Below are 25,250 nucleotides of genomic sequence, written 5' to 3' on the forward strand. Positions count from 1 at the left end.
GGCCCGGACGGTCGGCACCCGGGCCGGACGGCTCGGGCGCACTGTCGGCAGGTCTTCGGACTCCGCGTACGCCAAAGGCGTACACATGCACCGTTGCGGGACAGTTCCGGACTTGCACCGGATTCCCCTGCGGCGACAGCGAGCACGAGCATACATCTTGTGCCGGGCCTCTGAAGCGGGCCCACATCTTGTGTCGGCTCGCGGAGTGGTGGCTAGAGCTTCAGCGCGTACGTCAGCAGCGGCACCGTCTCGATCGGGCGCCAGTCGCGCTCAGGCGTCCGTACGAAGCCGAGGCGTTCGTAGAGCCGGTGGGCGGCGTGCATGGACGTCTGCGTGGACAGCACGAGCGAGGTGCGGCCCGCTTCCTTGGCGCGTCGCACGCACTCCCGTACGAGCGCTTCGCCGGCGCCCCGGCCGCGTGCCTCGGGGGAGGTGGCGAGCATCCGTATCTCCGCGTCGTTCGCGCCCGCGATGTCGGCCATCGGTCCGCCGGACGGGACGTAGGTGACGCTGCCGAGCACCTTGCCCGCCGCCTCGGCGACGAGGATCTCGGCGTGCGCCGCGCGTCCCGGCACGTCCCGCAGCACGGCGAGGTAGGGGTCGTCCTCCCCGAAGTCCAGGTGTCCGTCGGCGAGATAGGCCTGCGCGGTGAGGGCGCCGAGCGCCTCGTACTCCTCGGGGTGTGCTTCTCTGATCGTGATGTCCATGCGGCGCAGTGTGCAACACGGGCATGGCGGAGGGCCGCCGATTTTCCACGACGGAGGGCCGCCGAAGTTCACGACGGAGGGCCGCCGGTTTTCCGGCGGCCCTCCGCGTGACGGTGAGTGGGTCAGTGCCCGGCGCCCGCGGTCGCCTTGGGCAGCTCCTCCATGACGCCGGGGTCGCCCGCGTCCGCGGTGTAGTCCCCGGGGGAGGTCTCGTCGATGCCCTCCGGGGCCTTCAGCGCCTTCAGGACGAAGGTGAGGACCACGGTGACGATCACGTTCAGGACGAACGCGGTGAGGCCGATGTAGCCGATCTCGCCGATGCCCGGGATCGTGTCGGACGAGCCGCCGAAGTGCTTCTGCGTCGGCGAGGCGACGCCGTACGCGGCCAGCGTGCCGTAGACCATGCCGACCGCCCAGCCCGCGAGCAGCGCCCAGCGGTGGAACCAGCGCGTGAACAGGCCGCCGACCAGCGCGGGCATCGTCTGCAGGATCCAGATGCCGCCCAGGAGCTGGAAGTTGATCGCGACGGTCTTGTCCATGGTGAGGACGAAGGCGAGCGCGCCGACCTTCACCAGCAGCGAGACCAGCTTGGAGACCTTGGTCTCCTGGGCGGGTGTCGCGTCGGGCTTGATGAAGTCCTTGTAGATGTTGCGGGTGAAGAGGTTCGCGGCCGCGATCGACATGATGGCCGCCGGGACCAGCGCGCCGATGCCGATGGCCGCGAACGCCACGCCCGTGAACCAGTCGGGGAACATGTCCTCGAACAGCTGCGGGATCGCCAACTGGCCGTTCTCCACCTTGATCCCGGCCGCGATCGCCATGAAGCCGAGCAGCGCGAGCAGGCCCAGCATCAGCGAGTACAGCGGCAGGATCGTGGTGTTGCGGCGGATCACGTCACGGCTCTTGGAGGAGAGCGTCGCCGTGATCGAGTGCGGGTACATGAAGAGCGCGAGGGCAGAGCCGAGCGCGAGCGTGGCGTACGTCCACTGCCCGGCCTCGGCGGGCGCGAGCGCGCCGCGCGGCTTGTCGGTCGCCGGGTTGGTCTGCGCGAAGGCGTCACCCGCCTTGGCGAAGATGTCGTCGAAGCCGCCGAGCTTGATCGGGATGTAGATGATCGCGACGACGATGACGAGGTAGATCAGCCCGTCCTTCACGAACGCGATCAGCGCGGGTGCGCGCAGCCCCGACGAGTAGGTGTACGCGGCGAGCACCGCGAAGGCGATCAGGAGCGGCAGATCCTTGATGAACCAGTTGGTGTCCGGGCCGCCGCCCACGCCCATGACGTCGAGGACCGCCTGGATGCCGACGAGTTGGAGGGCGATGTAGGGCATCGTCGCGAGGATGCCGGTGACCGCGACGGCCAGCGAGAGCCCCTTGGAGCCGAAGCGCCCGCGCACGAAGTCGGAGGTCGTCACATAGCCGTGCTTGTGCGAGACCGACCACAGGCGCGGCAGGAAGGTGAAGATCAGCGGATAGACGAGGATCGTGTACGGCACCGCGAAGAACCCGGCCGCGCCCGCCGCGTAGATCGCCGCGGGGACGGCCACGAACGTATACGCGGTGTAGAGGTCGCCGCCGAGCAGGAACCATGTGACCCAGGTGCCGAACGACCGGCCGCCGAGGCCCCATTCGTCCAGGCTCTCGGTCTCGGCCTTGCGCCAGCGGGCGGCGAGGAAGCCCATGACGGTGACCGCTATGAAGAAGAAGATGAAGACGGCGAGCGCGACGCCGTTGACTCCGCCGTTCATGACCGCGCACCTTCCTTGCGGGCGCGCTGGTCACGCTGCCACAGCTTGTACGCGATCATCGTGAGCAGGGTCGAGATGAGCACCCAGAGCATCTGGTACCAGTAGAAGAACGGGATGCCGATGAAGGTCGGTTCGATCTTCGCGTACGAACCCACCCAGAGCATCGCCACGAAGGGTGCGACAAGGCAGGCCGCGATGACCACGCGGACCGGCGTGACCACCGGTCTGTTCACTTCAGGCGCATCTGACATGTCGCGGCTCCGTTCCCTCACTGATCCCGTGCTTGACGTGCGGGAAATCTAAGCCACGGTCTCGGTGTACGGAACCCCTGTCCGTATAACGGACGTATGTCGGAGGGGTCGAACTCCCTGCTCAGCAGCAGCGGAACCCCTGGCGGGGATCCGACTCCTGGCGGTCCGTCCGCATACGCTCGAACGCGCGGCGGCTGAGAACGGTCGCCGCCGGATGGTCCTTGCGCACGTGCGCCACGTACCGCTCGTACGCCGACTCGTCGGTCAGTTCGCGGACGTACCACCGCATCCAGCGCACGCCCCGCAGCAGCCAGGTCATCGCGTCGGCTCCGCCTTCTCCAGGCTGTCCGCCTTCTCCAGGGCCTCCCGTTTCTCCTCCGGCGTCGGGAAGAGGCCGGCCGGTGCCGTCAACCGCGACTCCACGAAGGGCGCTTCGCTCAGCCGGGACGCCTCGGGGTCGCTGATGTGCCGGTAGCAGACCCGGGCCGCGTCGACGATCACGATGACGATGAGCAGGGCGAGCACGGCCGAAAGGACGCCGTCGACCGTGGAGTTGGTGACGATGGTGTGCATGTCGTCCATGGACTTGGCGGGCGGCAGGACCTTGCCGTCGTCGATGGCGTCCTGGTAGATCGAGCGCTGGGTGAAGAAGCCGACCCGCCGGTCGCCGGAGAAGACCTTCTGCCAGCTCGCGGTGAGCGTCACCGTCGCGTCCCAGGCGAGCGGGACCGCCGTGATCCAGGCCCACTTGAGGCGGCCGGACTTCACGAGCAGCGTGGTGCAGACGGTGAGGGCGACGGCGGCGAGGAGCTGGTTGGCGATGCCGAAGATCGGGAAGAGCTGGTTGATCCCGCCGAGCGGCTCGTGCACGCCCACCCACAGGAAGTAGCCCCAGAGGCCGGTGACGGCCGCGCTGGTCAGGATGAGCCCCGGCTTCCAGCTCACGTTCCTGAAGGGCTTGTAGACGTTGCCGAGCATGTCCTGGAGCATGAAGCGGCCCACGCGCGTGCCCGCGTCGAGCGCGGTGAGGATGAAGAGCGCCTCGAACATGATCGCGAAGTGGTACCAGAAGGCCCGCATCGAGCCGCCGGTGACCTTCGAGAAGATCTCGGAGACACCGACCGCGAGCGTGGGCGCGCCGCCCGTGCGCGAGAGCAGCGAGGACTCCTCCACGTTCTTCGCGGCCTGCGCCAGCTCGGCGGGGGAGATGGAGTAGCCGAAGCCCGCGACCGCCTTCGACGCCTCCTGCACGGTGTCGCCGACGACACCCGCCGGTGCGTTCATCGCGAAGTACAGACCCGGGTCGATGATCGACGCCGCGACGAGCGCCATGATCGCCACGGCCGACTCCATCAGCATGGAGCCGTATCCGATCATCCGGACCTGCGTCTCCTTCTGGATCATCTTCGGCGTCGTGCCCGAGGAGATCAGCGCGTGGAAGCCGGAGAGCGCCCCGCACGCGATGGTGATGAAGACGAAGGGGAAGAGCGAGCCCGCGAAGACCGGCCCGTCGCCGCGCGAGGCGAAGTCGGTCACCGGGTCCATCTTCAGCGTCGGCAGGGTGACGAGGACGCCGAGCGCGAGCAGCAGGATGGTGCCGATCTTCATGAAGGTGGAGAGGTAGTCGCGCGGCGCGAGCAGCATCCACACCGGCAGGATCGAGGCGACGAAGCCGTACGCGACCAGCCAGACCACCAGCGTCGAGGGCGCGAGCGTGAAGGTGTCCGCGAGCGAGGACTCGGCGACCCAGCGCCCGGCGACCAGTGCGATCAGCAGCAGCGCGATACCGATGAGGGAGACCTCGCTGACCCGGCCCGGACGCAGGACGCGCAGGTAGAAGCCCATCAGCAGCGCGATCGGGATGGTCATCGCGATGGAGAAGGTGCCCCACGGCGACTCGGCGAGCGCGTTGACGATCACCAGGGCGAGCACCCCGAGCAGGATGATCATGATGGCGAATGCGGCGAGCAGCGCGGCGGCCCCGCCGAACGGCCCGATCTCGTCCCGCGCCATCTGCCCGAGCGACTTGCCGTCGCGCCGCGTCGAGAAGAACAGGACGACCATGTCCTGCACGGCACCCGCGAAGATCACGCCGACGACGATCCAGATCGTCCCCGGCAAATACCCCATCTGGGCGGCGAGCACGGGCCCCACCAGCGGCCCCGCGCCCGCGATCGCCGCGAAGTGGTGGCCGAGCAGGACGCGGCGGTCGGTCGGGTGGTAGTCGATGCCGTTGTCGAGCCGTTCGGCGGGCGTGGCCCGGCGCGCGTCGACCCTCAGGACCCGGTAGGCGATGAACTTGGAGTAGAAGCGGTACGCGATGGCGTACGAGCCGAGGGCCGCCGCCACCATCCAGGCGGCCGACACCTCCTCGTCGCGCGCGAGCGCCAGGACGGTCCAGCCAGTGGCGCCGACCAGCGCCACGACGGTCCAGACGGCGATGGATCGGGGATCTGCTCTGCGCACCGGGTCGTCCTCCCGTTCATCGTGCGATGACGTGCGTCACGCGATGACGGGAGGAACGTAGAACAGGGAAGTGATCCGCGCCAGACCCCCGGTGCGCGGGTCAGTCCGTGGGGCGCTTGAGGCGGGCCACGAATTTGTAGCGGTCGCCGCGGTAGACCGAGCGGACCCACTCCACCGGCCGGCCCGCGGCGTCCAGCGAGTGCCGGGAGAGCAGCAGCATCGGCAGGCCGACGTCGGTGCCGAGCAGGCCCGCCTCGCGCGGGGTGGCCAGCGAGGTCTCGATGGTCTCCTCGGCCTCGGCGAGATGGACGTCGTACACCTCGGCGAGCGCGGTGTAGAGCGAGGTGTACTTGACCAGGGAGCGGCGCAGGGCGGGGAAGCGCTTGGCGGACAGGTGCGTGGTCTCGATGGCCATCGCCTCGCCGTTGGCCAGCCGCAGCCGCTCGATGCGCAGGACGCGGCTGCCCGCGCCGATGTCGAGCAGACCGGCGAGGGTGTCGTCGGCGGTGATGTAGCCGACGTCCAGGAGCTGGGAGGTCGGCTCCAGGCCCTGGGCCCTCATGTCCTCGGTGTACGAGGTGAGTTGCAGTGCCTGGGAGACCTTCGGCTTGGCGACGAAGGTGCCCTTGCCCTGGATGCGCTCCAGGCGGCCCTCGACGACCAGCTCCTGGAGGGCCTGGCGGACCGTCGTGCGCGAGGTGTCGAACTCGGCGGCGAGCGTGCGCTCCGGGGGGACGGGGGTGCCGGGCGGCAGCGTCTCCGTCATGTCGAGCAAGTGCCGCTTCAGGCGGTAGTACTTGGGCACGCGCGCCGTCCGGCCGACGGTCGGGGCCTCCGCGGCTGCGCCCGCATCGGTCCCGGTACTGCCCGCTTCGGTGCCCATGGCCTGCCTTCCCGGCTCCTGTGCTGCTGCCGTCACCGGCTCCTCCGTCTGTCGCGGCTCACATCGTGGCACGGTACGGGCCGAGCAGGCTTTGCCCGCTCAGGTGTCGGTCCGATAACGGACGTGACAGCCCTTCTTATACACCCTTGACACCCCTAAAGGTCTAGGCCAAGCTCCCCGTACTGGTCTACACCATTAAAGACCAGGTTCCAGTCCCACGGGCAGATCTCGGTCCATTCGGTCGCTGCGGGTGGGGGGTTGACTGGCATCCCTTGAGGAGGGTGACGTGAAGCGCAAGCTCATAGCGGCCATCGGTGTCGCGGGCATGTTGGTCTCGGTCGCGGCCTGCGGCAGTGACGACGGGGACAAGAAGTCCGGCGGGGCCGACGGCTTCAAGGGCGAGACGCTGACGCTCTGGGCGATGGACGGTTCGACGCCGGACAAGTGGCAGAAGGATGTCACGGCGGCCTTCGAGAAGAAGACCGGCGCGAAGCTGAAGTTCGAGGTCCAGCAGTGGAACGGCATCCAGCAGAAGCTGACCACGGCCCTCTCCGAGGAGAACCCGCCGGACGTCTTCGAGATCGGCAACACCCAGACCGCCGCGTACGCCAAGACGGGCGGCCTCGCCGAGCTGGGTGACCTCAAGGAGTCGATCGGCGCCGACTGGACCGACTCCATGAACAAGGCCTCCGTCGTCGACGGCAAGCAGTACGCCGCCCCGTGGTTCGTCCTCAACCGCGTGGTGATCTACAACAAGAAGATCTGGGCCGAGGCCGGCATCAAGGACACCCCCAAGACCCGCGCCGAGTTCCTCAAGGACCTCAAGCAGATCGGCGAGAAGACCGACGCCGAGCCGATCTACATGCCGGGCCAGTTCTGGTACCACTTCGTCGGCCTGACCATCGGCGAGGGCGCCGAGCTGGTCAAGAAGGACGGCGACAAGTACGTCTCCAACCTCGGTGACCCCAAGGTCGCCAAGGCCATGAAGACGTACCAGGAGTTCCAGAAGCTCTCCAAGGCCCCCAAGAACAAGGACGAGGCCACGCCGCAGCAGGGCGAGGTCTTCGGCAAGGGCAAGACCGCCACGTTCATCGGCATGCCGTGGGAGGCCGACCTGGCCATCAAGGCCGACAAGAAGATCGCGAAGGACATCGGCTACTTCACGATCCCGGGCGCCACGGCGGACAAGCCCGAGGGCGTCTTCCTCGGCGGCTCCAACCTCGCCATCGCCGCGACCAGCAAGAAGCAGGAGCTGGCCAAGGAGTTCCTGAAGATCGCGCTGTCGGACAAGTTCGAGGGTCAGTTCGCCAAGGAAGGCGGCGTCATCCCGAACAAGGAGTCCCTGAAGTCTTCGCTCGCGGGCAACCCGGCCGCCAAGGCCATGTCCCCCGCCACCCCCGGCGGCGGCATCACCCCGCTGATCCCGGAGTGGGGCGCGGTCGAGAACCCGCCGAACCCGATCAAGAACTACATGACCGCGGTGCTCAACGGTAAGTCGCCCGCGGCCGCCGCCGAGCAGGTCGAGGGCGAGCTGAACAAGCGCCTGTCGCAGAAGCAGTAGACGGCACCTCCCTTGCCGGGGGCGGCGGGTGAGATGCCCTCGCCGCCCCCGGCTCACCTCTGCGTTCCGCGCAGCCCACGCCTCTGCGTACCGCGATGCCCACGAAAGAGATGGCGAGCATGACCGTGCAGAAGACCGAACGGCCGCCCTCCGGCCCGACGGAGGTGCAGACTCCGGACGGCGGACCACGACCACGTGGCCCGCGCAGGGGCCCAGGACGTCTCGCCGGCCTGACGCCCTATCTGCTCCTGGCCCCCGCGATCGTCGCCACCCTGCTGCTGCTCGGCTGGCCGCTGGTGACCAACGGGATGCTGTCGTTCCAGAACCTCAACATGAGGCAGTTCATCCTGCACCTCACGGAGTGGAACGGATTCGACAACTACAAGGAGGTCCTCACCGGCGAGGACTTCTGGCGGGTCACCGGCCGCTCGGTCGTCTTCACCGCGGCCAACGTCGTACTCATCATGATCCTCGGCACGCTGGTCGGCCTGCTCCTGGCCCGCCTCGGCCGCAAGATGCGCACGCTGCTCATGGTCGGCCTCGTGCTGGCCTGGGCGATGCCCGTCGTCGCCTCGACCACCGTCTACCAATGGCTCTTCGCGCAGCGCTTCGGCGTCGTCAACTGGGTACTCGCCAAGATCGGCTTCGAGTCGATGGCCGACCACGACTGGCTGGCCACGCAGTACTCGACCTTCTTCGTGGTGCTGCTCCTGATCGTCTGGCAGTCGATCCCCTTCGTGGCGATCAACCTCTACGCGGCCACCACGACCATCCCCAAGGAGCTGTACGAGGCCGCCTCGCTGGACGGCGCCGGGGCCTGGAAGCAGTTCACCTCGGTCACCATGCCGTACCTGCGGCCCTTCCTCTACGCCACGACGTTCCTGGAGATCATCTGGGTCTTCAAGGCGTTCGTGCAGGTCTTCACGCTCAACGAGGGCGGCCCTGACCGGCTCACCGAGATCCTGCCCGTCTACGCCTACATCGAGGGCATGGGCAACCAGCACTTCGGCATGGGCGCGGCGATCGCGCTGCTCACCATCGTCATCCTGCTGGCCATCACCTCGTACTACCTGCGGATCGTGCTCAAGCAAGAGGAGGACGAGCTGTGAAGCGCTCGCCGCTGGGCCGGATCTGGCCCAATCTGACCGCCGTCGTTCTCTTCCTGATCTTCGTCTTCCCCGTCTACTGGATGTTCGCGACGGCGTTCAAGCCGGCCGGCGACATCCTCAGCGAGGACCCGGTCTGGTTCCCGACCGACGCCACGCTCGAACACTTCAAGACGGCGATGGACGCCGACCACTTCTGGACGATGGTCGGCAACTCGATCACCGTCACGGCCGGCGCGGTCGTCTTCTCGCTCATCATCGGCGTCACCGCGGCGTTCGCCCTCGCGCGGATGCGCTTCAAGGGACGGCGCGGCTTCATCATCGGCTTCATGCTCGCCCAGATGGCGCCTTGGGAAGTCATGGTCATCGCGATCTACATGATCGTGCGCGACGCGGACATGCTGAACAGCCTGATCCCGCTCACCCTCTTCTACATGGTGATGATCCTGCCCTTCACCCTCCTGACGCTGCGCGGCTTCGTCGCCGCCGTGCCCAAGGAGCTGGAGGAGTCCGCCATGGTCGACGGCTGTACGCGCATGCAGGCCTTCCGCCGGGTGATCCTGCCGCTGCTCGCGCCGGGCCTGATGTCGACCTCGCTCTTCGGCTTCATCACCGCCTGGAACGAGTTCCCGCTGGTCCTCGTGCTCAACAAGGAAGCGGACGCCAAGACCCTGCCGGTGTGGCTCTCCAGCTTCCAGACCGCCTTCGGCGACGACTGGGGCGCCACGATGGCCGCGGCCTCGCTCTTCGCCCTCCCCATCCTGATCCTCTTCGTCTTCCTGCAGCGCAGGGCCGTCAGCGGCCTGGCCGATGGCGCAGTGAAGGGATAACGCCTGATGACGACACTTGCCACGCCCGCCGGGGACACGCTCACCCGCAACGCCCTGGCCGTCCTCCAGCCCGGCTTCGACGGCACCACCGCACCGGAGTGGCTGCGCCGCAGGATCGGCGAAGGCCTCGCCTCCGTCGGCCTGTTCGGCCGCAACGTCGAGACCGCCGAGCAGGTCGCCGCCCTCACCGCGCAGCTGCGGGCCGAACGCGACGACCTGCTGGTCGCCATCGACGAGGAGAGCGGCGACGTCACCCGCCTGGAGGTGCGCACCGGCTCCTCCTACCCGGGCAACCACGCACTCGGCGCCGTCGACGACACCGCGCTCACCCGTGACGTGGCCGCCGACCTCGGCCGCCGCCTGGCCGCCTGCGGCATCAACTTCAACTGGGCGCCGTCCGCCGACGTCAACGCCAACCCCGACAACCCCGTCATCGGAGTACGTTCCTTCGGCGCGGACCCCCTCCTCGTCGCCCGGCACACCGCCGCGTACATCGAGGGCATGCAGTCGTCCGGCGTCGCCACCTCCGCCAAGCACTTCCCGGGGCACGGCGACACGGCGATCGACTCGCACCACTCCGTGCCGGTCATCGACGTCGACCGGGACGTGCTGAACTCCCGCGACCTCGCGCCGTTCCGCGCCGCCCTCGCCGCCGGCACGCGGGCCGTGATGAGCGCCCACATCCTCGCCCCCGCCCTGGACCCGGAGAACCCCGGGACGGTCTCCCGCCGCATCCTCACCGACCTCCTGCGCGGGGAACTCGGCTACGACGGCCTGATCGTCACCGACGGCATGGACATGGAGGCCATCGCGGGCCGCTACGGCTTCGAGCGCGGCTGCGTCCTCGCCGTCGCCGCGGGCGCCGACGCGATCTGTGTGGGCGGCGGCCCCTCGGACGAGGGCACCGTCCTGCGACTGCGGGACGCCTTCGTCGCGGCGGTGCGCTCGGGCGAACTGCCCGAGGAACGTCTGGCCGACGCCGCGGACCGCGTGCGGACCCTGGCGGGCTGGGCTTCCGTGTCGGGCGCGGCCGAGCGTTCGGGGGGCGCGCCCGACACCGGAATCGGCCTGATCGCGGCCCGCCGCGCGCTGACGGTCACCCGCGGCGAGACCTACGCGGCCCCGGTCACCGAGCCTCCCTACGTCGCCACCTTCACCCCGCTCCCGAACATCGCGGTCGGCGACGAGACCCCATGGGGCGTCACCGCCGAGCTGGAACGCCGCCTCCCCGGCACGGCGTCGGGCAGCTTCTCCGGCGCCGCGGCGGGCGCGGAGGCCCTGGCGGCGGCGGGTCAGCGCCGCATCATCGCGGTGGTCCGCGACGAGCACCGCCACGCGTGGATGTCCTCGGCGGTACGCACCCTCGTGGCATCCCGCCCCGACACCGTGGTGGTGGAGATGGGCGTCCCCCAGTCCACCCCGACCGGCGCCCTCCACATCGCGACGCGGGGCGCGGCGCGAGTCTGCGGCGAGGCGGCGGCGGAGGTCATCACCGGCGGCTGACGGCCGACGGCTGACGACTGAGACCGACGGCTGACGGCTGGCGGCCGAGGACTGACGGCGCCGCCTGCTGATGGGCCTCCGGCTGATGGCCGGCGGTCGGCGATATGCGGTCGGCGATATGACGAGGGGGCGCACCCGGCCGGGTGCGCCCCCTCGTCATGAGCGGAATGCTCTTACAGGCCCTGCCACCCCGGCTTGGCGGCGTAGGTCTGCCGGAAGTAGTCCGCGAGCTTCAGCTTGGAGGCGGCGGCCTCGTCGACGACGACCGTGGCATGCGGATGCAGCTGAAGCGCCGACGCCGGAACGACCGAGGCGACCGGCCCCTCCACCGTCGCCGCCACCGCGTCCGCCTTGCCCTCACCCGTGGCCAGCAGCACCAGGTGCCGCGCCTCCAGGATCGTCCCGATGCCCTGGGTGATGACGTGGTGGGGGACCTGCTCGATGTCCCCGTCGAAGAAGCGCGCGTTGTCCACCCGCGTCTGCTCGGTCAGCGTCTTGATGCGCGTACGCGAGGCGAGCGAGGAGCAGGGCTCGTTGAACCCGATGTGCCCGTCGGTCCCGATCCCAAGGAGCTGGAGGTCGACCCCGCCGGCCTCGCCGAGCGCCTTGTCGTACGCCTCGCACGCCGCCTGCACGTCCTCGGCGCTGCCGTCGGGGCCCATGAAGGAGGCCTCGCCCAGCCCGAGCGGCTCGACGACCTCGCGCAGCACCACGGAGCGGTACGACTCGGGGTGCCCGACCGGCAGCCCCACATACTCGTCGAGCTGGCAGATCCGCGCCCGCGAGGCGTCCACGGCACCAGCGGCGACCTTGGCGGCCAGCGCCTCATAGGTGGGCAGGGGAGTGGATCCGGTGGCGACACCGAGCAGGGCGTCAGGCTTACGGCGCACCAGGGCGGCCATGGCCTCCGCGATGAGCTCGCCGCCTGCCTTGGCGTCCGGGACGATGACAACTTCCACGCTGGGCCTGCCGATCTGGAGAGGGGACTCAAGAGGACTGGTGGTATAGACCAATCTAGCAGAGCCCCGCCATCAGAACACCAGTCTTCCCCCCGCTCCATGCTCCCCTCTCCGCCCCGCCGCCGCCCCCTGAGCGGCGGTCCGCGCTCGCCCCGCCCCTCTCCGCGAGTGGCCCGCGCCTCCGGCACCGCGCCTGCCCTCAGATCCCCAGCACCGACCCTCCCGTCGCGTCGATGTACTGGCCCGTGATCCACCGCGCGTCGTCCGAGGCGACGAAGGCGACGATGTCCGCCACGTCGGCGGGCTGTCCTATGCGGTTGAAGGTCGAATACCCGGCCATCTCCGCCCGCTGGTCCCCGGGTGCGCCGTCCATCATTTCTGTCTCGATGATTCCCGGCGCCACCGCGTTGACCGTGATCCCGCGCGGGCCCAGCTCCTGGGCCAGGGTGTGGGTCAGGACGTTCACTGCGCCCTTCGTCATCGAGTACGCGATGGTGATCGGGAAGGCGATGCGGGTGACACCGGAGGAGATGTTGATGATCCGGCCGCCGTCCCGCAGGCGGTCGAGCCCCTGCTGCACGATGAAGAACGGCGCCTTGGCGTTGACGGCGAACACCCGGTCGTACTCCGCCTCCTCCACTTCTCCCACGCGGCTGTACAGCCCGATGCCCGCGTTGTTCACCAGGATGTCCAGGCCCTGCGCGTGCCGGTCGAACTCCGCCCAGAGCGCCTCGGCGTCACCGGGCACGCCCAGCTCCGCACCGATCGCGAAGGCGGAGCCGCCCGCCTCCTCGATCGCGGCCACCGTCTCCTTCGCGGCGACCTCATTGCTGCCGTAGTGCACGGCGACCCGTGCCCCGTCCCGCCCGAGCCGCTCGGCGATACCCCGCCCGATGCCCCGGCTCCCGCCCGTGACCAGCGCCGTCTTCCCCGCAAGCCTGCCCGTGGATGCACCCATGCCGGACGCCCCCTCTTTCTCTAGTGGTCGCTACAGAAAGAACCGTACCCCACCTCGATTCGTTTTGCTAGCGGCCGCTATACAATTCCCCCCATGGCGACGAAACAGCGTGGACGCCCCCGCTCCTTCGACCGCGAGACGGCCCTGGAGCAGGCGCTCCGCACCTTCTGGGAACACGGGTACGAAGGGACCTCCGTCTCGGATCTGACGCGCGTCATGGGCATCGGGGCGCCGAGCCTCTACGCCGCCTTCGGCGACAAGCGGACCCTCTTCGACGAGGTCGTCGTGCGGTACGGGGTCACGCACGGCGCCTTCGGCGGACGCGCCTTCGACGAGGAGCCGACCGCGCGCCGCGGTGTGGCGCGCCTGCTGCGTGAAGCCGCCGCCGAGTTCACCGACCCGGACCACCCCCGTGGCTGCCTGGTCATCACCGCGGCCACCAACTGCACGACGCCGGAGGTGGAGGAGTCCCTGCGGGAGCGGCGCAACGCCAACGTGGCGGACATCGAGTCCCGTATCGCCGCCGCGGTCGCGACGGGCGAGCTGCCGGCGGACACCGACCCCGCGGCCCTCGCCCGGTTCACGGCGGCGGTCTTCCAGGGCATGTCCCAGCAGGCCAGGGACGGCGCCACCAGGGAGGATCTGGAAGCGGTGGCCGATCTCGCCATGTCGGCGTGGCCGGAGGGTTCCGTAGCGGAGAATGGGGACTGACGGCCGGGGGAAAACCACGATCCGCGCCGCCGCGACAAAGATCTGCCCCACGCATAGACATGAGAGAATGGTCTAGTCCACAATGCGTGGGTAAAGCCTCCGCTCTTCCCGCACAGGAGAGCGGACCGAGGACCCGGCGCTCTCTGCCCTGACCGCGTCGGATCCTCCCGATCGGCCGGCCAGTACCGCACATTCTGGCGGCCGATGCACCTGAAGGGCTGCGGTGCCGTGGGCGGGTTGAGGGTCCCGCCCTGGCGCCGCGGCTCGTCGGGAGTCGCCCCGGTCGAGGAAATCTCCCGGGCGGACCCGCGGTAAGCGCCAGGTACGCTCGCCCACGTGCCCTCCATGAACGATCTCGTCCGCCAGCACACCGCTCTCGGTGACTCCGACCTCGAGTGGCTGCATCTGCTGGTCTCGGAGTGGCAGCTGCTCTCCGACCTCTCCTTCGCCGACCTCGTGCTCTGGGTTCCCACGCGCGACGGCACCCGCTATGTCTCCGTGGCGCAGATGCGGCCGAACACCGGCCCCACCTCCTACCAGGACGACATGGTCGGCCACCTCGTCCCACGCGGTCGCCGCCCCCTCCTGGACGCCGCTCTGGACGAGGGCCGCATCGTGCGCGAGGGCGACCCGGAGTGGCGCGAGGAGGTCCCGGTGCGCGTCGAGTCCATTCCCGTACGCAGGGAAGGACGCGTCCTGGGAGTGATCGCGCGGAACACCAACCTGCTGACCGTGCGCACCCCTTCGCGGCTCGAACTGACCTACCTCCAGTCGGCGTCCGACCTCGCACAGATGATCGCCGCCGGGTCGTTCCCCTTCCCGGGGCAGCAGGTCGACATGGACGCGTCCCCGCGCGTGGGAGACGGTCTGCTCAGGCTCGACGCCGACGGCATCGTCCAGTACGCGTCGCCGAACGCGCTCTCCGCGTACCACCGGCTGGGCCTCGCGTCCGACCTGGTCGGCCACCACCTGGGCAGGGCCACGGCCGAACTCGCCCCGTCCCGCGGTCCGGTGGACGAGGCGCTGGCCAAGGTCGCCAGCGGCTGGGCACCGCGCGAGTTCGAGATCGAGGGCGGCGACGGCGTGATCCAGCTGCGCGCGATCCCGCTCAAGCCCAAGGGACCCCGCATCGGTTCCCTCGTACTCCTGCGCGATGTCACGGAACTCCGCCGCCGCGAGCGCGAGTTGATCACCAAGGACGCGACCATCCGGGAGATCCACCACCGGGTGAAGAACAACCTCCAGACGGTCGCCGCGCTGCTGCGCCTCCAGGCCCGCCGCATCGACTCCGCCAAGGGGCGCGAGGCGCTGGAGGAAGCGGTCCGGCGCGTGGGTTCCATCGCCATCGTCCACGAGACGCTTTCTCAGAACCTCGATGAGCGCGTGGAGTTCGACGAGATCGCCGACCGGGTCCTCGCGATGGTCGCCGAGATCTCGCCCGGCAAGGTCGTGGGCCGGCGCACCGGACGGTTCGGCATCCTCGACGCGGAGGTGGCGACCCCGCTCTCGATGGTCCTTACCGAGATTTTGCAGAACGCCCTGGAGCACGGCTTCCGCGAAGGGGACACCGGTTCGGTCGAGGTCTCCGCGGTGCGCGGCGGCACGACCAAGGACGCACGGCTGCTGATCACCGTCCAGGACGACGGCGTCGGCCTGCCCGACGGCTTCGACCCGCACCGCTCCGGCAATCTGGGCCTGCAGATCGTGCGCACCCTGGTGGAGGGGGAGCTGGGCGGCACCTTCGACATGGTCCGCGCCCAGGACGGCGGCACGCGGGTGATCCTCGACGTCCCGGTCAGCGGCGACAAGTAGCGGCGCGGGCCGGAAGGGAAGCGTCGCGGGCCTCAAGAGCGCGGTAGCACAGAGCACAGCGCACAGCAGTGAGCCCCGGACCTCTGTGGTCCGGGGCTCACTGCTCACGTTGCGTTGCGCATCGGGGGTACTGCGCGGCTGCGGCTCGGGGGCGGGAGATGCGTACTCGCTGTACGCGCCGCCAAGCTCAGGCTCGTGGGGGGCGTGGGCGTCAGGCGCTGGCCTGGCGTGCACGGTTGCGAGCGGCGCGGCGCTTCATTGCACGGCGCTCGTCCTCGCTGAGGCCACCCCAGACGCCGGAGTCCTGGCCGGACTCGAGCGCCCACTGCAGGCACTGCTCCATGACGGGGCAGCGGCGGCAGACGGCCTTGGCTTCCTCGATCTGCAGCAGCGCAGGACCGGTGTTGCCGATGGGGAAGAAGAGCTCGGGGTCTTCCTCGCGGCAAACGGCGTTGTGACGCCAGTCCATGGCTGCTACCTCTCCTTGGTATTACATTCAGCTTGCTTGTGAATGTGAACGCTTTCACGAATCCCCCCGCACGGGAAGGGCCGACGCCCAGTCGCCTGGTGTGGACCTTTGGTGGAGGAGGGGTTCTGGCTCTCTGTGGGGCCGATGTTGCGGGCCGTCCCGATCGCCATGTAGAGATTCGCAAACCTCGGCGGCGGATACAACCCCTTCAGGAAAGTTTTTTTTGATTCCTCAGTGTCGGCTGGGTCACAGCCGTACTTCCATGGGGTGGACCCTGGCCTAAACGTTCGAGTGAAAGGACTTTAGGCCCTTCCACTCACACAATCACACGCAGTGCACGGCGAACGCCTGTGAACGTCACGCTCGTGCGCAGTCCGAGGTGGTCGCCGTCCATCTGGAGGGGGAGGGGGACCTTCGAATGCAAGGTGAAGTCGGTGAGGTCGTGCAGCGTGACCGCGTGCTTACCGTGCGGTCCGCGCTCCGGTGTCGAAGTGAGCAGCTGAGTGCCGTACCGGGCCACCGCGGCCGTCGAGAGCTTCTTCAGGCCGAGGACGTCCAGACCCGTGTCGAAGGAGGCGCGCGGTGACGCGTACAGGGGGCGATTGCCCAGGTAGGAGTAGGGCGAGGTGTTGCAGACTATGGACATCACCAGGTCCGTCACCGGGTCCTCGCCGGGCCGCTCCACGGTGATCATGCCGCGCCGCCGGTGGGGCTCGTCGAGGAACTGGCGGAGCACTTGGCGCACATAGAGGGCGTGCGTCGAGCGCCTGCCCAGCTCCCGCTGCTGCTCGACTCTGCCGACCACGCCCCCGTCGAAGCCGAGACCGGCACAGAACGTGAACCAGCGCGAGGGCACCGCCTCGTCCTCCGTGCCCGGTGTGCCGCCCGCGAGGCCGAGGCCCACCGTGCGCTCGCTGCCCTCGCGCAGGGCGTCGAGAAGGGCGCCGGTGGCCTCCACGGCGTCGTTCGGCAGCCCCAGGGCGCGGGCGAAGACGTTGGTGGAGCCGCCGGGGACGACGGCGAGGCGCGGGAGGCGGTCCGGGTCGGGGCCGTGGTGCAGCAGGCCGTTGACGACCTCGTTGACCGTGCCGTCGCCGCCGAGGGCGACGACCAGCTCGATGTCCTTGCTCTCCGCGGCCTGCCGGCCCAGGTCTCTGGCGTGCCCGCGGTACTCCGTGGTGACCGCGTCGAGCTTCATCTCGCTCGCCAGCGCGTGGACCAGGACATCACGCGTACGCGCACTGGTGGTGGTTGCCGCCGGGTTGACCACGAGAAGTGCACGCATGCGCAGCAGACTACCTAGCGGCCTTTACCTGGCCTAGACCGAGGTCCCGGGGCGGGCCGCGGCCGGGGTGTCCGGCGGCCCGGGGCAAGGGGCGGCGCGCATCCGCCCGCGGCTACCCTGCTGGGGTGAGCACTGAGCGGAAATCCACCCCCCAAGCCCCGGAACCGGCCGTATCTGGCCCGCGTCCCGCTCGGCTGACCGCGGCCGCGGCCCTTGCCGCGCTGGAGGGCCTCGCCCTGCTCGCCGGAGGTGTGTACATGCTCGTGATGGGCCTCGCGGGCAAGCCCGACAATCCGCAGCAGGCGGAGACCGGCGGCATCACACTGATCGTCCTCGCGCTGCTGCCACTGCTGGCCGCGCGCGGGCTGCTGAAGCTGCGCCGGTGGAGCCGCGGGCCCGCCATCATCACCCAGATCATGGCGCTGCCGGTCGCCTGGCAGCTGCTGCAGGCCGACAGCGCGGCGATCCCGGCCGGCATCGTCCTGGCGATCGTGGCGGTGGCGGCGCTGGTACTACTGATCAATCCGGCGACGACCGAGGCCCTTGGCATCCGGGGCCCCGGCAACGTACCGGACCAGAGGTAACCGCTACTCACCGTAGCCGTTACCCACAGTAGTCGTTACTCCTCCACCAGGAGCTTCTCGCGCAGCTGCGCGAGCGTGCGGGCGAGCAGGCGCGAGACGTGCATCTGGGAGATGCCGACCTCCTGTGCGATCTGCGACTGGGTCATGTTGCCGAAGAAGCGCAGGAGCAGGATGCGCTTCTCGCGCGGAGGAAGGTCCTCCAGGAGTGGCTTGAGGGATTCGCGGTACTCGACACCCTCCAGGGCCTCGTCCTCGGCGCCCAGGGTGTCCGCGACGGCCGGGGACTCGTCGTCCGTGTCGGGGACGTCCAGCGAGAGGGTGGAGTAGGCGTTGGCGGACTCCAGGCCCTCCAGGACCTCCTCTTCGGAGATGCCCAGCTTCTCGGCAAGCTCGTGCACCGTGGGGGAGCGGCCGTGCAGCTGGGACAGCTCGGCCGTGGCCGTCGTCAGCGCCAGCCGCAGCTCCTGGAGACGCCGGGGGACGCGGACCGCCCACCCCTTGTCGCGGAAGTGCCGCTTGATCTCTCCCACGACCGTCGGTGTCGCGTACGTGGAGAACTCCACGCCGCGCTCCGGGTCGAAGCGGTCCACGGACTTGATCAGGCCGATCGTGGCGACCTGGGTGAGGTCGTCCAGGGGCTCGCCGCGGTTGCGGAAGCGGCGGGCCAGGTGCTCGACGAGCGGCAGGTGCATGCGGACCAGCTGGTTGCGCAGCTCCGCGTACTCCGGACTGCCGTCGTCGAGGCCCCGCAGCTCGATGAACATCGCGCGTGCGCCGCTGCGGTCCTGTGGATCGTGTCGGCTGTGCTCGTGCTCGCTCATGTTTCCCGCCCGTCGCCCGCCGCCCCGGCCGGAGAGCCGCTTGAGCTCGTCCTTGGCGGTCGGCTCTGCCTGCTCCGACACATCGGCCACCGTCAGCGGACCCGGCTGCCCCGGGTCCTCCGGGTGAGGTTTGGCCTGCTGCTCGGGGATCCCGGTGGCCATGGGTCGCACCCCCTCCCTGCCGTCGGCGGGCAGACTCTGTGTGCCGCGCTCTTCGTCACGCACCGGCCCGTCCCCGTCCCTCACGCCGGCCCGGGTCCCGCGCCGCGCTTCTTGTAGAGGCTGATCGAGACGGTGTTGTCCTCGGCGACGGTGGAGTCCACCTGGCCCGCGAGGGCCGACAGCACAGTCCAGGCGAAGGTGTCCCGCTCCGGGGCCCGGCCGTCGGTCGTGGGCGCCGAGACCGTCACCTCCAACGAGTCGTCGACGAGCCGGAAGACGCAGCTGAGCACGGAGCCCGGCACGGCCTGCTGGAGGAGGATCGCGCAGGCCTCGTCGACCGCGATGCGGAGGTCCTCGATCTCGTCGAGAGTGAAGTCCAAACGCGCCGCGAGGCCGGCCGTCGCCGTCCGCAGCACCGACAGGTAGGCACCCGCAGCCGGAAGGCGGACCTCCACGAAGTCCTGATTCCCGGGCTCGCCTGCGATCTGGGACACCCTCACCTCCAAGGTGGTACAAGCACTTTCGGGGCTCCAGAACCGCCGTCCAGCGGCGGTCCGGACTGCGTCACACGGGTAACGCACCACGTAGTTCTGCGGTGACGCTATCGCGCTCCCCAGCTCCGTGTCCCGGGGACCCCGCCCCGTTGCTGTCACTCATAGTAAGCATATGAGTACACACAGTGGCTAGGGGTCGGGCGGACCCAATTGGAAAGAACGGGCGTCGGGTTGACGTACCCAGGCGTCAGACGATCGAACCGTCCACAAAGCACCAGCGCCAGCTCTCGCCCGGCTCGAAGGTCCTCATCACTGCGTGTGAGGTCTCCTTGAAGTGCGCCGTCGCGTGCTGGAACGGCGAGGAGTCGCAGCAGCCCACATGACCGCACTCCAGACACAGCCGCAGCTGGACGGGGTGACTGCCGGCCGCCAGGCACTCGAGGCACGTGTCGCTCAGCGGGGCCACCTCGGGGTGCGGCAGCGCTGCCACGTGCGGGCACTCGTTCATGATTGCCAGGTTACGACGGGAACGCGGAAGGCGGAGGGGTCTGCCGATGGACGTACTGCCCCTGGTGGCACTGATCGCGGCGAGCGCCATGGTGGCGGGGGCCGCGCGCAGGACACCCGTGCCCGCCCCGCTGCTCCTGGTCGGGGTGGGGCTCATCGCCTCGTACGTCCCCGGGGTGCCCGACTACCACCTCGACCCGCACATCGTGCTGCCGCTGATCCTGCCTCCCCTGCTGCACACGGCCGCCCTGGAGAGCTCCTACCTGGACCTGCGCGCCAACATCAGGCCCGTCGCGCTGCTCTCGGTCGGCTACGTCCTGTTCGCGACGCTCGCCGTCGGCTGGCTCGCCTATCTGCTGATCCCCGATCTGCCGCTGACCGCCGCGCTGGTGCTCGGTGCCGTGATCGCCCCGCCGGACGCGGTCGCGGCCACCGCCATCGCGCGCAGGGTCGGGCTCCCCTCGCGGATCACCACCATCCTCCAGGGCGAGTCCCTGGTGAACGACGCGACCGCGATCACCGCCTTCAAGGTGGCCCTCGCGGCGGCGGTCGGGGAGGGCGCGAGCTGGACGGGCGGCGTCCAGGAGTTCCTGGTGGCCGCCGTCGGCGGGGTCGGCGTCGGGCTGCTCCTGATGGTGCCGATCCACTGGCTGCGCACCCACCTCAAGGAGGCGATGCTGCAGAACACCCTTTCGCTGCTCATCCCCTTCGTCGCCTACGCCGCCGCGGAACAGGTGCACGCCTCCGGAGTGCTCGCCGTGGTCGTCGTCGCCCTCTACCTGGGACACCGCTCCTGGCAGGTCGACTTCGAGACGCGGCTCCAGGAGGCCGCGGTGTGGAAGGTCGTCGCGTTCATCCTGGAGTCGGCGGTCTTCGCGCTCATCGGGCTGCAACTGCCCATCGTGCTCAAGGGGCTCGGCGAGTACAGCGTCGGACAGGCCGTCTGGTACGCGGCGGGGGTCTTCGTCTTCGTCGTCGTGGCGCGGTTCGCGTGGTCCTACCCGGCCACCTATCTGCCGCGTGCCGTGTCGGCGCGGATCAGGGAGCGCGAGAAGGACATGGACTGGCGCAGGCCCCTGATCGTCAGCTGGGCGGGGATGCGGGGCGTGGTCTCGCTGGCCATCGCCTTCTCGATCCCGCTCGTCATGGAGGACGGGGAGCCCTTCCCCGCGCGCAATCTTGTCCTGTTTCTGACCTTCACCACGGTCATCGGCACGCTCGTCGTGCAGGGTCTCTCGCTGCCGTGGCTGATCCGTGTCCTGAAACTGCCCGGCCGGGACGCGCAGGCGCAGACGCTCGCCGAGGCGCAGGCGCAGAACGCCGCCTCGCAGGCCGCGGAGGCCCGCGTGGAGGAACTCATGCGGGACGAGCGCAACCGCCTCCCACGGCCCCTCCAGGACCGTCTGCGCACCGTCCTGGAGCGGCGCCGCAACTCCGTGTGGGAACGGCTCGGCCAACCCAACCCGGTGACGGGGGAGTCGGCGGACGACACCTACCGGCGGCTGGCACGCGAGGCGATCGCCGCCGAGCGCGAGGTGTTCGTGAGGATGCGGGACGAACGGCGCATCGACGACGAGATGATGCGGACGCTGCTGCGCAAGCTGGACCTGGAGGAGGCGGCCGCCTACCGGGAGGTCGAGGACTGAGCCGGCGTCCCGCCGCTGCCGGTGATCACCGCGGTGAGGCGGGTGCCGGGCGGGAAGGCGCCCTCTTCGGAGAGGGCGGTCAGGGCGTAGAGCAGCTTGGCGACGTAGAGGTGCTCTACGGAGAGGGCCGTTTCCGGGCCGTGGCGGCGCTCGAAGTCCTCGGCGAAGGCGATGAGTTCGGGTGGCGTACGGGCGTAACCGCCGCAGTGGAAACGGTCGTCCAGGCTCCAGTTGGCGGTCGGCCCGCCGAACGTCTCGCGTTGCAGGGCCCGTATCTCCGGGCCCAGGAAGCCGCCCTTGAGGACCGGTATGCCAAGGGCCCGCCGGTTCGGGCCGAGCCCCGCGGCGAGGCCCGCGAGCGTGCCGCCGGTGCCGCAGGCCACGGCCGCCACATCGGTGTGCTCGCGCAGCTCCTCGCCGAGAGCCGTACAGCCCTGTACGGCCAGGGCGTTGCTGCCGCCCTCCGGGATCACGTACGCGCTCTCCGCGCCGGCCGCGCCAAGGATCGCCGCCAGCGTTCCGGGCTCGCTCTTCGCGCGGTACGTCGATCTGTCGACGAAGTGCAGTCGCATGCCGTCGGCCGCGCAGCGGGCCAGAGAGGGGTTGAGGGGGCGCCCGGCCAGTTCGTCGCCGCGCACGACACCGACGGTGGCGAAGCCGAGGAGGCGGCCCGCGGCGGCCGTGGCGCGCAGATGGTTGGAGTAGGCGCCGCCGAAGGTCAGCAAGGTGTCGTGGCCCGCGTCGGCCGCGGCCCGCAGGTTCAGGACGAGCTTGCGGTACTTGTTGCCCGGCAGGTCCGGGTGGATCAGGTCGTCCCGCTTGAGCAGCAGCCGCACGCCGTGTCGGTCGAAACGGTCGTCCTCTACGCGCTGCAACGGCGACGGGAGCCGGGGTCGCAGTCCGGCGGGCGGGGTGGAGTGCACCCCGCCATTGTCCCCCGCGGCACGCCGTGCGGCAGGGGCCGGTTCGGTGGAGGAGCCTCGCGCCCGGACTCATCCCGGATCACATGCCTCTCCGGGTTGTTGCTCGAGGCTCGACGTTACCTGCGGCGGACCTCGACGCTACTTGAGGCGTTCCTCGACGCGCTCCCGCAGCCAGCCCATGGTGAAGCCGCGCGGGTCGACCTTGCCCGGCTGCCACTCCAGGTGACCGATCACCGAGCGCTCCGTCCAGCCGTGGACGCGGCAGATCGCGGCCGAGACCCGCTCGATGGCGTCCAGCTGGACCTCGGGCCAGGGGTCCTCGCCGTCGCCGAGGTTCTCGCACTCGAAGCCGTAGAAGTGGCGGTTGCCGTCGGTGTTCGACTCGTTGTCCGGCGGCAGGCCCTTCTCGCCGATGACCGCCCGCAGCACGTCGTCGTCGCCCAGACCGGCGTGGTTGGCGCGGCCGTAGCCGACGAGGTGGACGCAGCCGTCCTTGGTGATGACGCCGTGACAGAGCGGGCCGGGCAGTGACGGGTGACCGTCGCGGCAGATCTCCACCGTGCGCTCGCTGCCCGAGGTGGCGGTGTGATGGATCATCACGCCGTGCACGGGGCCCCAGGGCCCCTTGTGGTTGCGGTTGTGGTGCTCCCAGTCGCCTACTTCGACGACGGTCACGCCTTCGTCTCGCAGAGCCTCCAAGAAGCGACCCGCGGACATGGGTGGGGCCATGACCGCCTCCTTTGCGGGGCGCGACGGCCGCCGGTCGCGAACCGCCTCATACGCCCTGCTTGTACCGGAATTCCGGTGCCCGGACCAGTCGTTCGGAATTCATCCGAGTGATGTTCGGGCACCGTGCGAGCCGATCCGGTCAGGTGCCGTGCAAGAAGGCGTCGCCGTGCGTCGCGATGTGGGACTCCAGGGACTCCAGGGCCTGCTGGGTGGCCTGCGGGGAGCCGGTGCCGCGGCGCTCCGCGTAATACGCGGCGCCGAGCTTCTTCAGGAGGGCGTCGCCCGCGCGCTTCTCCTGGACCTCGTCGAGCTTCTGCTTGCCCTGCGTGAGGCCCCGCTGCGCCTGCTCTTTGGCGCGATCCAGGAAGCCTGCCATGTGCTGTCTCCTGCCGGTTGAAGCCAAGGGGTACGGGCGGTGCCGCCCCGCAAAGTCTTCAACGGCCGCGGTGATCTCGCAGTTCCCGGCGCTCAAGCGGGCGAGCCGGTTGCGCCGGACGGGTGGAAACGGCCCCCCTGCCCCACATACGCGTGATCCATTCCCGCTCGTTTGTGTAATGGCGCGGCCACGTTCCGTGCTGGAAAGCTGGCGGTTGCAGATCACCGCAGGTACTCGGGAGGGCACACGCAATGTCGGTAGGCGAAGAGATCCGCGCGGAGTCGGAGAAGCCGCAGCAGAGCCTCGGCACATCAGCCGCTCGGAATCTGGCCACCACCACCAAGTCGGCACCGCAGATGCAGGAGATCAGCTCGCGCTGGCTGCTGCGGATGCTGCCCTGGGTGCAGGTGCAGGGCGGTACGTACCGGGTGAACCGGAGGCTGAGCTACTCGGTCGGTGACGGCCGCGTGACCTTTGTGAAGACGGGGGACCAGGTCGAGGTCATCCCCGCGGAGCTGGGCGAGCTGCCGGTGCTGCGGGACTTCGACGATCAGGAGGTGCTGGCCGAGCTGGCCCGGCGGTGCCAGCAGCGGGAGTTCGCCCCGGGCGAGGTCCTGACCTCCTTCGGCAGCCAGGCGGACGAGGTCTTCCTGCTCGCGCACGGCCGGGTGGAGAAGGTCGGCACCGGCCCCTACGGCGGCGACGCGGTGCTCGGGACGCTCGCCGACGGCTCCTACTTCGGGGAGTCGGCGCTCCTCGACCCCGAGGCCATCTGGGAGTACACGACACGCGCGGTGACCGCCTGTACGGTCCTGACGCTCCCGAGGCAGGACCTCGAACAGGTCGCCGAGCGCAGCGAATCACTGCGCGGCCACCTCCACCGGCTGCGCTCCATCCCGCCCCAGCGCACCAACAAGTACGGCGAGGCGTCCATCGACCTCTCGGCCGGACACGTCGGCGAGGCGGTTCTGCCGGGCACTTTCGTGGACTATGAATCTGCCCCGCGCGAGTACGAGTTGAGCGTCGCCCAGACCGTCCTGCGCGTCCACACGCGCGTGGCCGACCTCTACAACCAGCCGATGAACCAGACGGAGCAGCAGCTGCGGCTCACCGTCGAGGCGCTCAAGGAGCGCCAGGAGCACGAGCTGATCAACAACCGCGAGTTCGGACTCCTGAACAACTGCGAGTACGACCAGCGGATCCAGCCCCACGGGGGTGTGCCCAGCCCCGACGACATGGACGAACTGCTCAGCCGCAGGCGCGGGTCGAAGCTCTTCCTCGCCCACCCGCGCGCGATCTCCGCGTTCGGCCGCGAGCTCAACAAGCGCGGACTCGTCCCCGAGACCATCGACATCGCGGGCAACAGGATCCCCACCTGGCGCGGTGTGCCGATCTTCCCGTGCAACAAGATCCCGGTGACCGAGGCCCGCACGACGTCCATCATCTGTATGCGTACGGGCGAGGAGGAGCAGGGCGTCGTCGGCCTGCGGCAGAGCGGCATCCCGGACGAGATCGAACCGAGCCTGTCGGTGCGGTTCATGGGCATCAGCGAGCAGGCGATCATCTCGTACCTGGTCTCGACCTACTACTCCGCGGCCGTGCTGGTCCCGGACGCGCTCGGTGTCCTGGAGAACGTCGAGATCGGCCGCTGGACATGAGCCCCGGACCGTGTCCGTGGCCGCGGCGCGGGGTACACCCCCTCCGTACGCGCCCACAGGCCCAGGAAGCGCCACCGTCCCCCTCCTTTTCGGGGTGAGTC

The 25,250-nt window shown here is 69.6% G+C and carries 25 protein-coding genes and 1 riboswitch; of the genes, 9 read left to right on the plus strand and 16 right to left on the minus strand.

Annotated elements, in window-relative coordinates; genetic code table 11:
- Window positions 1-28: 28 nt before the first annotated feature.
- A riboswitch (cobalamin riboswitch) is annotated at window positions 29-169 on the minus strand.
- A gap of 43 nt (window positions 170-212) precedes the next feature.
- The 6 genes from DMA15_RS25130 to DMA15_RS25155 all read right to left on the minus strand — a co-directional run bounded on the left by DMA15_RS25130 (window position 213) and on the right by DMA15_RS25155 (window position 6,055).
- Window positions 213-707, minus strand: a complete 495-nt coding sequence (locus tag DMA15_RS25130; RefSeq protein ID WP_125515025.1) for a GNAT family N-acetyltransferase — start codon at window positions 705-707, stop codon at window positions 213-215.
- Window positions 708-829: 122 nt separating this feature from the next.
- Window positions 830-2,455 (minus strand): sodium:solute symporter, encoded by a 1,626-nt coding sequence (locus tag DMA15_RS25135; protein WP_125515026.1) that lies wholly within the window; start codon window positions 2,453-2,455, stop codon window positions 830-832.
- Window positions 2,452-2,706, minus strand: a complete 255-nt coding sequence (locus DMA15_RS25140; protein WP_125515027.1) for a DUF3311 domain-containing protein — start codon at window positions 2,704-2,706, stop codon at window positions 2,452-2,454. The genes DMA15_RS25135 and DMA15_RS25140 overlap by 4 nt, the downstream gene beginning before the upstream one ends.
- A gap of 121 nt (window positions 2,707-2,827) precedes the next feature.
- On the minus strand, window positions 2,828-3,025 hold the full coding sequence (locus DMA15_RS25145) for a YbdD/YjiX family protein (RefSeq protein ID WP_125515028.1): 198 nt from the start codon (window positions 3,023-3,025) through the stop codon (window positions 2,828-2,830).
- Window positions 3,022-5,172: a carbon starvation CstA family protein gene (locus DMA15_RS25150; RefSeq protein WP_125515029.1), complete on the minus strand. Its 2,151-nt coding sequence runs from the start codon at window positions 5,170-5,172 to the stop codon at window positions 3,022-3,024. Before DMA15_RS25150 ends, DMA15_RS25145 begins: the two co-directional genes overlap by 4 nt.
- Before the next feature lie 100 nt (window positions 5,173-5,272).
- Window positions 5,273-6,055 (minus strand): GntR family transcriptional regulator, encoded by a 783-nt coding sequence (locus DMA15_RS25155; protein ID WP_125517996.1) that lies wholly within the window; start codon window positions 6,053-6,055, stop codon window positions 5,273-5,275.
- 286 nt (window positions 6,056-6,341) lie between these two features.
- Between DMA15_RS25155 and DMA15_RS25160 the strand changes: the two genes are divergently transcribed.
- From DMA15_RS25160 to DMA15_RS25175, 4 genes are all read left to right on the plus strand, one after another.
- Complete coding sequence (locus DMA15_RS25160; protein WP_125515030.1) at window positions 6,342-7,616, plus strand: extracellular solute-binding protein; 1,275 nt, start codon at window positions 6,342-6,344, stop codon at window positions 7,614-7,616.
- A gap of 119 nt (window positions 7,617-7,735) precedes the next feature.
- Window positions 7,736-8,725 (plus strand): sugar ABC transporter permease, encoded by a 990-nt coding sequence (locus DMA15_RS25165; RefSeq protein WP_125515031.1) that lies wholly within the window; start codon window positions 7,736-7,738, stop codon window positions 8,723-8,725.
- Complete coding sequence (locus tag DMA15_RS25170; RefSeq protein ID WP_125515032.1) at window positions 8,722-9,552, plus strand: carbohydrate ABC transporter permease; 831 nt, start codon at window positions 8,722-8,724, stop codon at window positions 9,550-9,552. Before DMA15_RS25165 ends, DMA15_RS25170 begins: the two co-directional genes overlap by 4 nt.
- A 6-nt stretch (window positions 9,553-9,558) precedes the next feature.
- Complete coding sequence (locus tag DMA15_RS25175; protein WP_125515033.1) at window positions 9,559-11,055, plus strand: glycoside hydrolase family 3 protein; 1,497 nt, start codon at window positions 9,559-9,561, stop codon at window positions 11,053-11,055.
- A 173-nt stretch (window positions 11,056-11,228) separates the two neighbouring features.
- Here DMA15_RS25175 and nagB read toward each other — a convergent pair whose 3' ends face one another.
- The gene (nagB, locus tag DMA15_RS25180; protein ID WP_125515034.1) at window positions 11,229-12,014 is read right to left on the minus strand and encodes a glucosamine-6-phosphate deaminase; all 786 of its coding nucleotides are present in this window, start codon (window positions 12,012-12,014) and stop codon (window positions 11,229-11,231) included.
- Between the two features lie 199 nt (window positions 12,015-12,213).
- Window positions 12,214-12,972 carry an SDR family oxidoreductase gene (locus DMA15_RS25185; protein ID WP_125515035.1) on the minus strand — a complete coding sequence of 253 codons (759 nt, stop codon included), beginning with the start codon at window positions 12,970-12,972 and terminating at the stop codon, window positions 12,214-12,216.
- Between the two features lie 93 nt (window positions 12,973-13,065).
- Between DMA15_RS25185 and DMA15_RS25190 the strand changes: the two genes are divergently transcribed.
- Both DMA15_RS25190 and DMA15_RS25195 read left to right on the plus strand, forming a co-directional pair.
- Window positions 13,066-13,683 (plus strand): TetR/AcrR family transcriptional regulator, encoded by a 618-nt coding sequence (locus DMA15_RS25190; protein WP_125515036.1) that lies wholly within the window; start codon window positions 13,066-13,068, stop codon window positions 13,681-13,683.
- A gap of 345 nt (window positions 13,684-14,028) precedes the next feature.
- Window positions 14,029-15,495: a PAS domain-containing sensor histidine kinase gene (locus DMA15_RS25195; RefSeq protein ID WP_164551952.1), complete on the plus strand. Its 1,467-nt coding sequence runs from the start codon at window positions 14,029-14,031 to the stop codon at window positions 15,493-15,495.
- Window positions 15,496-15,706: 211 nt separating this feature from the next.
- On the opposite strand, the gene DMA15_RS25200 is transcribed toward DMA15_RS25195, so the two are convergent.
- A complete protein-coding gene (locus tag DMA15_RS25200) occupies window positions 15,707-15,964 on the minus strand; it encodes a WhiB family transcriptional regulator (protein ID WP_016639615.1) in 258 nt (85 codons plus the stop codon).
- Window positions 15,965-16,280: 316 nt separating this feature from the next.
- Window positions 16,281-17,249 carry a diacylglycerol kinase family protein gene (locus DMA15_RS25205; protein ID WP_125515038.1) on the minus strand — a complete coding sequence of 323 codons (969 nt, stop codon included), beginning with the start codon at window positions 17,247-17,249 and terminating at the stop codon, window positions 16,281-16,283.
- 125 nt (window positions 17,250-17,374) lie between these two features.
- On the opposite strand from DMA15_RS25205, the gene DMA15_RS25210 reads away from it, so the two are divergent.
- Window positions 17,375-17,833 (plus strand): hypothetical protein, encoded by a 459-nt coding sequence (locus DMA15_RS25210; protein WP_125515039.1) that lies wholly within the window; start codon window positions 17,375-17,377, stop codon window positions 17,831-17,833.
- A gap of 35 nt (window positions 17,834-17,868) precedes the next feature.
- On the opposite strand, the gene DMA15_RS25215 is transcribed toward DMA15_RS25210, so the two are convergent.
- From DMA15_RS25215 to DMA15_RS25225, 3 genes are all read right to left on the minus strand, one after another.
- Entirely contained in the window at window positions 17,869-18,900 is a 1,032-nt protein-coding gene (locus DMA15_RS25215) for an RNA polymerase sigma factor SigF (protein WP_125515040.1), read from the minus strand.
- Window positions 18,897-19,310 carry an anti-sigma regulatory factor gene (locus DMA15_RS25220; RefSeq protein WP_030780840.1) on the minus strand — a complete coding sequence of 138 codons (414 nt, stop codon included), beginning with the start codon at window positions 19,308-19,310 and terminating at the stop codon, window positions 18,897-18,899. The genes DMA15_RS25215 and DMA15_RS25220 overlap by 4 nt, the downstream gene beginning before the upstream one ends.
- A 247-nt stretch (window positions 19,311-19,557) precedes the next feature.
- A complete protein-coding gene (locus DMA15_RS25225) occupies window positions 19,558-19,818 on the minus strand; it encodes a UBP-type zinc finger domain-containing protein (protein ID WP_125515041.1) in 261 nt (86 codons plus the stop codon).
- A 46-nt stretch (window positions 19,819-19,864) separates the two neighbouring features.
- Here DMA15_RS25225 and DMA15_RS25230 point away from each other — a divergent pair, with 46 nt between their 5' ends.
- The gene (locus tag DMA15_RS25230) at window positions 19,865-21,463 is read left to right on the plus strand and encodes a Na+/H+ antiporter (protein ID WP_125515042.1); all 1,599 of its coding nucleotides are present in this window, start codon (window positions 19,865-19,867) and stop codon (window positions 21,461-21,463) included.
- Here the strand turns inward: DMA15_RS25230 and DMA15_RS25235 are convergent.
- The 3 genes from DMA15_RS25235 to DMA15_RS25245 all read right to left on the minus strand — a co-directional run bounded on the left by DMA15_RS25235 (window position 21,442) and on the right by DMA15_RS25245 (window position 23,491).
- On the minus strand, window positions 21,442-22,386 hold the full coding sequence (locus DMA15_RS25235) for a pyridoxal-phosphate dependent enzyme (protein WP_125515043.1): 945 nt from the start codon (window positions 22,384-22,386) through the stop codon (window positions 21,442-21,444). The genes DMA15_RS25230 and DMA15_RS25235 overlap by 22 nt on opposite strands.
- A 138-nt stretch (window positions 22,387-22,524) precedes the next feature.
- Window positions 22,525-23,115 (minus strand): N-acetylmuramoyl-L-alanine amidase, encoded by a 591-nt coding sequence (locus tag DMA15_RS25240; protein WP_125515044.1) that lies wholly within the window; start codon window positions 23,113-23,115, stop codon window positions 22,525-22,527.
- A gap of 139 nt (window positions 23,116-23,254) precedes the next feature.
- A complete protein-coding gene (locus DMA15_RS25245; RefSeq protein ID WP_125515045.1) occupies window positions 23,255-23,491 on the minus strand; it encodes a hypothetical protein in 237 nt (78 codons plus the stop codon).
- Window positions 23,492-23,742: 251 nt separating this feature from the next.
- On the opposite strand from DMA15_RS25245, the gene DMA15_RS25250 reads away from it, so the two are divergent.
- Window positions 23,743-25,149, plus strand: a complete 1,407-nt coding sequence (locus DMA15_RS25250; protein ID WP_125515046.1) for a family 2B encapsulin nanocompartment shell protein — start codon at window positions 23,743-23,745, stop codon at window positions 25,147-25,149.
- The last annotated feature ends 101 nt before the right edge of the window (window positions 25,150-25,250 follow it).

This window comes from Streptomyces sp. WAC 01529 (assembly GCF_003945545.1).
GTDB classification, from domain to species: Bacteria; Actinomycetota; Actinomycetes; order Streptomycetales; family Streptomycetaceae; genus Streptomyces; species Streptomyces anatolicus.